Genomic DNA, 7,182 nt, shown 5'->3' with positions numbered 1-7,182 from the left:
GGCTTCTTGGGGCCCGAGCACTTCCAGATGGTGACGTCCTGGGTGTTGCCCTTGAAACCGAGGCGGGTGTCGACTTTGCCGACCGGTTCGACGTGGGCGAACTGGCTGCGCAGCACCGCCTCGTAGCCGCCGACGGCGATGACCGCCGAGGCGTCGTCGGGCGGGGTGCCGAAGTAGCCGAAGCCGCGGCTGGGGCTGTAGAGCGGCGGCAGTTTCGTGCGGCCGAGCTCGTCGAGAGCGCTGGCCTGCCAATAGGTGTCGGTGATGATGATGGCGTGGGCCCGCTCGGCGGGCGGCAGATCGTCGTAGACGCGCACCACCTCGTCGGTGAGCTCGTGCCAGCCGAAGGACCCGTACACGCCGATCCGGACGGCCGCCTCCGCGTCGTCGCGAGGCGGGGTGACCTGGTCGGCGGGCCGCCAAGGTGTCGAGTAGAGCGTGAAAGCCGTTGCGCACAGCGCCAATACCGCGACGAACGCGGTCAGTGCCCGGCCCCACACCGGCCGGATCCGTTCGGCGGTGCCCACCACCCCGACCGCGCCCGCGGCGATGACGACCCCGTACATGCCGGCCGCGTAGTAGATCCGCCCGCCCGTGAGCAGGAACGCGGCGTAGAGCAGCAGCAGGGTGACGCCCATGAATCGGTACGGCCGCAACGTCTCCCAGCGCAGCAGCACCCACAGTCCCCACAGCAGCAGCAACGCGCCCAGGTATCCGGCCAGGCTCACCGACATCGGCACGAACAGCAGCCGACCGCCGAGGATCCCCTGTTCGGCCCCGATCACCCCGCCCATCTTCAGTTGCGGCCACGAATGATGGGCCTGCCACAGCAGTTCGGGCACGGTCGCGGCGACCACGACGGCCCCGCCCAGCCACAGCAGCGGCCGCCGCACCAGCTCACGCGGCCCGCACAGCAGACTGCTCGCCGCGACCGCGAGCCAGAAGAACGGAATCAGCCATTTCACCTGCATATCGACCGCGGTCACCAGCGCGGCGGCCAGCAGCAGCAGATCGTTGCGGGTGCGCACCCAGCGCACCACCAGCCAGGTGATGATCACCCACAGCGCCGTGTCCACCGCGTTCGTGGTGAGCATGGTGCCCTGCAACAGCAGGAACGGCGAGCTGGCATAGCCGAGTGCGGCAAGCAGCTGGGCGCGGCGACCGCCCTCGAATTCGCGGGCCAGCATGGCGCACAGCACGATCGCGGTCACCGTCAACGCCACCGACGGCAGCCGCAGCACCAGGAACGAGCCGGGCGCGAGGGTGTCCATGAGTCGCGACAGCAGCGGCAGCACCGGACCCTGATCGGCGTAGCCGAAGGCGGGCCGCCGCCCGGCCGCCAAGAAGTACAGCTCGTCGCCGAAATAGCCGTAGCGCGAAGCCGACAGCACCAGGGCCAGGGCCGCGGGCCCGGCCACCGCCGCGACCGTCCACCAGGCCATGGGCGGACGGTCGTCCGCCTTGGCATGCCGCCCCGATCCGCTGGGCCGGGCCGGGCGATCCACCACATCGGTCAACGCGCACTCCTCGACGGCCGGGGTCACGCTCGGACTGTTCGACATCTGCCGGGACTGCCTGAAATCTACCGCGTCCGGCCGGTGAATCCGGTACTCCGCGCAGGTCGCCGCGTCGTGCGGGGAGGCGGCCTATACTCGATGCCGGTGTGACTGCCGCGCAACGCGTTTGAGCGAAGGAGGCCCGGCATGACCGAACAATCCCCGGACACCAACCCCTACGGCACCCCGACCACGAGCGGGCCGCAGCCGATCCGATCGACCCAGAATCTGCTCAATACCTTCATCCGCAGCCTGCTGAAGGTGCCGTTGCTGGCGCCGCAGGTCGGTAAGCGGCTGTGCGTCCTGCACGTGGTCGGGCGCAAATCCGGCAAGGTGTACGACGTCCCGGTCGCCTACACCCGCCACGACGGCGACATCCTGATCGGCACCGGTAAACACCCGTGGGTGAGCAATATCCGCAAGGGCACGCCGATCGCGGTGTCCTTCGGCGGGCCGAAGCACACCGCCGACGCCGAGGTGCTCACCGACGCCGAATCGGTGGTGCGGCTCGCGGAGGTCATCGCCCGCGACAACAAGCAGTGGGCGAAGTTCAACGGCATGAGCATCGACGCCCAGGGCAATCCGAACCTGGCCGACGCCTACCAGAGCTGGCAGCAGGGCTGCGTCATCATCCAGCTGACCGTGCACTGACCGCGTCGGCCGACATGCACTGACCTCTCAGTCGACGAGCCGGGCCTGGACGTAGTCCTCGGCGTTCAGGCCCACCAGCACCTGCCGCACCAGCGGCGGCGCCCAGGAGGCGGACGCGTCGTGCCCGAGCACCGGATCGGTGAGCGTCACCGTGCGCCCGCGCGTCTCGAACTCGAAGGTGCCCGCGGCCCGAATGTTCTTGAGCCAGTCCACGTCCCGCCCGTAGGTGAGCGCGATCCGGTAGCCGCCGTCGCGCTGGAAGACCATGACCGGCGACCGATACTCGCGCCCCGATTTGCGGCCCCGGTGAATCACGATCCCGAAGAACGGCGCCACCCGCGCCGCCACCCCCAGTACCGGATTGCTGATCGTGCGGTTGATCCTCGCGAGGGCCCGGGGCAGCGGCATGATCTCGTCCTCCCTGACGAAAACGGTTGCGCCCCTGAGGCTACGCCGCGCGCGATCATGCCGCGTGACATCGACGTCGCACGGCCTCCCCGGGCGCGAAACCGGCTCGCTAGGGTGCTCTACAGGCGCCCGATTCCCGCGGCGCGGCAGGAAGGAGAGCCTGGCTCATGTCGGAGATGATCGCGGTGTACGACGCCGCCGGTCGCGAGATCGGCGCGGAGGAACGCGCCGTGGTCTACGCCGAGGGCATCTGGCATGCCAGCGCCGGGGTGCTGGTGCGCTCCCGGGACGGCTCGAAGGTGTACGTGCACAAGCGAACCGACACCAAGGCGGTCTTCGCCGGCATGCACGACTGTCTGGCGGGCGGCGTGCTGGCCCCCGGCGAGGACCCCGCCGAGGCGGCGATCCGCGAGCTCGGCGAGGAACTCGGCATCGAACTGGGCCCCCGCGACGACCACCCGCTCCCCGTGGCCAGCGCCTCCTGGGACGGCGTCTGGGCGGGCCGCCCGATGCGCTGTCACCTTTTCGCCTACGAACTGCGCTACGACGGCCCGATCCGCCATCAGCCGGAGGAGATCGTCGACGGCTGGTGGTGGACCGACGAGGAATTGCGCTCCCACCTGGAGAATCCGAACTGGCCCTTCGTCCCCGACACCCGCACCCTGATCCCGGACCTGCTGCGCTGACGCGCCCCCGCTACCTCCGGACATGGCGAAGGCCCATCGATATCCCGCGCGAATTCGATGGGCCTTCGTTGCTACGTTCGGTTCAGGCCGCGGGGGACGAACCGCCCGAGCTGCCGGTGAACAGACCCTGGATGGTCTTGATCAGAACCGACGCCAGGAAATCCGAAGCAGATCCGGACACGTGGTACTCCTCATCTTTCGAACGACATGTCGGGCATGTGAATCATGCACGCTTCACATTCTCGAGGATGGGGATTCCGCAGGAAGTTTTCCCTAGGCTCGACCGGAGTTACACCATAGAACGCGTTCCACCAGCATTTATATCAGTTTCATAAACATGTGACTTACATCACATGGCATCCGGCCGAAGCGCTCGACCCGCCCCGGGCCGCGAAGGCGCCCAGGGTTGCGGGTCTGCACGCACATGGGTTCACCCCCGACCTCACAGCGCGTGCCGACCGGGGGTGAACCTCACGAATGCGTTATTTGCCGCCCTCGGTCAGCGTCACCGGCTGTGCGACATAAGAGCTTCCGACCACGTCGACGCCTTGGGATTTCAGCAGATCCAGGGCCTTGGTCACGTATTCGACGGTGTAGGCCGAGGCGTCGGGATCCTTGGTGAGGACGGTCTTGCCCTCCTGATTCTTGGTGGTCTTCGCGATCGCCACGGTGCGGTCCCAGGCGGACTTGTCGATCATCCCGATGCCATTGGGGGACGGCCAGATCAGCTTGTTGATCTCGGTGATCTGCCATTGCTGATGGCTGGCGCCCAGTGTCGAACCGGCGGCCACGGTGAGATCGCGGCACTTGTCGACATTGTCGCGACAGAACGCCCAGCCCTGCAGGGAGGCGGCGATGAACTTCACCGTCTGGTCGGCGTATTTCGAGTCCTTCAATTTCTCGGTATTGGCCCAGATGGCGTCCTGCAACATGGCCACACCCTGGTCGTTCCAGTCGATGGTGGCGAAATCCTCGGGCGTGTACAGCTTTCCGGTGGCGGGATTCTTCACCTCGAGCAGCTGCGCGTATTCGTTGTAGGACATGGCTTGCGCGGCATCGATGTCATGGGCGAGAAAGGCGTTCATATCGAATTGCTGCTGCACCAGCGTGACGTCCTTGGCCGGATCCAATCCCGCCTTGGTCATGCCCGCGAACAGTTCGAATTCATTGCCGTAGCCCCAGTTTCCGACCTTCTTGCCCTTCAGGTCGGCCGGGCCGTTGATGCCCGCGCTCTTGAACGACACCTGCTTGGTGCCCGAGCGCTGGAAGATCTGCGCGACATCGGTGATGCCCGCGCCGGCCTCGCGCGAGGCGAGGGCTTTGGGCACCCAGGCGATCGCGTAGTCGGCCTGCCCCTGGGCCAATACCGTTTGCGGCACGATATCGGTGCCGCCGTCGAGGATTTCGACGTCGAGGCCCTGCGCCTTGTAGAAGCCCTGCGAGGCGGCGGCCAGATAGCCCGCGAACTGCCCCTGCTTGAACCACTGCAGCTGGAGTTTGACCTTGGTCAGGCCGTCGGAGGTGGTGGAGTTGTCGCTGGTGCTGCATCCGGACAGCGCGGCCACCACCAGGGTGGCGGCGGCCAGCACGGCCCGGACGCGGAATCTACGGGTGGTACTTCTCATTTCGATCTCCCAGGGATGGTGCGGGGTCTGCGGGTGAGCTGCTCGAGCAGCAACACGGCGGCCAGGAACACCAGGCCGAGGATCATGGCGGCCACCACGTACGCCCAGGCGCGCGGGTAGGCGGTATTGGCGGCCGCGGAGGTGATGCGGCTGCCCAGGCCGTGCTGTAGACCGCCGAAGTATTCGGCGATGATCGCGGCGATCACCGCGCCCGGGGCGGCGATTCGCAGGCCGGTGAACAGGTGCGGGAGCGCGGCGGGCAGCCGCACGGTGCGGGTGATCTGCCAGCCGGTGGCGGCGTAGGCGGTCATCAGGTCGGCGTGCACGCGCGGCACCTGCCGCAATCCTCGTGTGGCGCTGACGAAGACGGGGAAGAACACCACGATGGTGGCGACCAGGCGGCGCGGCAGGTCGGTGGTGGTGGAGAACATGGAGTTCAGCAGCGGGGCCAGCGCCACGATCGGCACCGCGGCCGCGCCCGCGGCGAGCGCGCCCAGCACCCCGTCGACCACCCGGAATCGCACGGCCACGATGGCCGCGGCGATCCCGAGCACCGCGCCCGCCAGCAGGCCGACGAGCGCGTTCTTGCCGGTGGCGACGGCCGCTTCGAGGATGGCGTGATGGTTGTCGGCGAAGGCTTTCGCGATGGCGCTGGGTGCGGGCAGCAGGAAGGAGGGTACACCCGCCGCGACGGTGAGCACCTGCCACAGCACGAGCAGGACGACGCCGAAAAGCACTGGCGGCAACCAGGTTCGAAGGACACGGGTCATCGCATGTCCCGTCCTGCGGTGCTTTTCGGCGTGCCTGCGCCGCCGTGCCCCTCATGCAGGGCGGCGCGGACCGCGGCCACGGCGGTGAAGAACTCCTCGCCGGACCGCACATCGTCGTCGCTGTCGCGGTCCCAGCCGCCGGTGGCCAGCACCTCGGTGATGCGGCCGGGGCGCGGGGACATCACCACCACGCGGTCGGAGAGGAAGACCGCCTCCGGGATCGAATGGGTGACGAAAAGGACCGCGGCACCGGTCTCTTCGGCGATCCGCAGCAGCTCGCCCTGCATGCGTTCCCGGGTCATCTCGTCGAGGGCGCCGAACGGCTCGTCCATCAGCAGCAACGGTGGCTTTCGCGCGAGGGCGCGGGCGATTGCGACCCGCTGCTGCATGCCGCCGGACAGCTCGGCCGGAAAGCGCCGCGCGAAGTCGGTCAGCCCGGTGATCTCCAGCAGTTCGGCGCTGCGCGCCCGCCGTTCCTTCTTGCCGACCCCGTGCAGCTGCAACGGCAGCTCGACGTTCTCCTGCACGCTCCGCCAATCCAGCAGCCCGGCCTGTTGGAAGGCGATGCCGTAGTCCTGGTCGAGCCGCGCTTGCCGCGCGGTCTTGCCGTGCACCACGACGGTTCCCGAGCTGGGTTCCTCGAGGTCGGCGACGATCCGCAGCAGCGTCGACTTGCCGCAGCCGGAAGGGCCGATGAGCGAGACGAATTCACCGGCCGCGACGGTCAGTTCGATGTCTTGGAGCGCGGTGACCGCGCCCGCGCCGAAGATCTTGCCGACCGCCCGCAGTTCGATGGCGGGCACGGCGTCGGCGGTGGCGGAATGCGGGAGCGACGCGGATGCCTCCACGGTCACGGGGTACCTCCGAACGAACAGCCGGTGGCGCTACGGCGTGCGGCCGTCTCGACTCCGGCAAGGACTTGGATCTGCGCCGAATGGATTGGCGCTGAACGGAATCGGGTTGGTGTCGGCAGGGCGCGTGGCCGCGCCGATAGAGCTCGCGTCAATGCCGTGCTCCCGAGGTATGCCCGGGGCGGGCGTAGCGGCGCAGCAGCATTTCGAGCGCCGACACCAGGGCGGTCAATACCACGCCCAGCAGCGCCGCCGCGATGACCGCCGCGTACAGCCGGGCGGCATTGCCCGTGGACTGCTGCGAGAACACGATGATCTGCCGTCCGATCCCGCCCGCGGTGCCGGTCGAGATCTCCGCGACCACACTGCCGATCACGGCGGCGGCCGCACCCAGGCGCAGCGCGGGCAGGATGTGCGGCACGGCCGCCGGAAACCGCAGATGCGCCAGCGTCGCCCACCATCCGGCCGCGCAGCTGTGCAGCAACTCGACCGAGGCCCTCGCCGGGGACTGCAATCCGCGCAGGGTGCCGATCGCGACCGGGAAGAACACCAGGTAGGAAGCGATCACCACGATGCTCATCCACGGCTGCCACGGCTGGCCCGCGATATGGATCTTGCCGCCCCACCCGGCCACC

The 7,182-nt window shown here is 68.4% G+C and carries 8 protein-coding genes; 2 read left to right on the top strand and 6 right to left on the bottom strand.

Going from position 1 to position 7,182, the window contains the following annotated elements:
- Positions 1 to 1,544 (bottom strand): glycosyltransferase family 39 protein (locus tag ACWELQ_RS32595; protein WP_452400876.1); only part of this gene is annotated, 1,544 nt, incomplete at its 3' end.
- A 159-nt stretch (positions 1,545 to 1,703) separates the two neighbouring features.
- Here ACWELQ_RS32595 and ACWELQ_RS32590 point away from each other — a divergent pair.
- A complete protein-coding gene (locus ACWELQ_RS32590; RefSeq protein ID WP_452400875.1) occupies positions 1,704 to 2,207 on the top strand; it encodes a nitroreductase family deazaflavin-dependent oxidoreductase in 504 nt (167 codons plus the stop codon).
- A 27-nt stretch (positions 2,208 to 2,234) separates the two neighbouring features.
- Here ACWELQ_RS32590 and ACWELQ_RS32585 read toward each other — a convergent pair whose 3' ends face one another.
- Positions 2,235 to 2,615 carry a nitroreductase family deazaflavin-dependent oxidoreductase gene (locus ACWELQ_RS32585; RefSeq protein ID WP_452400874.1) on the bottom strand — a complete coding sequence of 127 codons (381 nt, stop codon included), beginning with the start codon at positions 2,613 to 2,615 and terminating at the stop codon, positions 2,235 to 2,237.
- 167 nt (positions 2,616 to 2,782) lie between these two features.
- Here ACWELQ_RS32585 and ACWELQ_RS32580 point away from each other — a divergent pair, with 167 nt between their 5' ends.
- A complete protein-coding gene (locus tag ACWELQ_RS32580; RefSeq protein ID WP_452400873.1) occupies positions 2,783 to 3,301 on the top strand; it encodes an NUDIX hydrolase in 519 nt (172 codons plus the stop codon).
- A gap of 482 nt (positions 3,302 to 3,783) precedes the next feature.
- On the opposite strand, the gene ACWELQ_RS32575 is transcribed toward ACWELQ_RS32580, so the two are convergent.
- The 4 genes from ACWELQ_RS32575 to ACWELQ_RS32560 form a co-directional block, all read right to left on the bottom strand.
- A complete protein-coding gene (locus ACWELQ_RS32575; RefSeq protein WP_452400872.1) occupies positions 3,784 to 4,926 on the bottom strand; it encodes an ABC transporter substrate-binding protein in 1,143 nt (380 codons plus the stop codon).
- A complete protein-coding gene (locus ACWELQ_RS32570) occupies positions 4,923 to 5,696 on the bottom strand; it encodes an ABC transporter permease (RefSeq protein WP_452400871.1) in 774 nt (257 codons plus the stop codon). The genes ACWELQ_RS32575 and ACWELQ_RS32570 overlap by 4 nt, the downstream gene beginning before the upstream one ends.
- On the bottom strand, positions 5,693 to 6,550 hold the full coding sequence (locus ACWELQ_RS32565; RefSeq protein WP_452400870.1) for an ABC transporter ATP-binding protein: 858 nt from the start codon (positions 6,548 to 6,550) through the stop codon (positions 5,693 to 5,695). Before ACWELQ_RS32565 ends, ACWELQ_RS32570 begins: the two co-directional genes overlap by 4 nt.
- 148 nt (positions 6,551 to 6,698) lie before the next feature.
- A partial coding sequence (locus ACWELQ_RS32560) for an ABC transporter permease (protein ID WP_452400869.1) occupies positions 6,699 to 7,182 on the bottom strand: 484 nt, incomplete at its 5' end.

Source organism: Nocardia sp. NPDC004722 (assembly GCF_053601505.1).
Note: the sequence above shows the minus strand (reverse complement) of the source record. Positions and strands in the feature narration are given on the sequence as shown.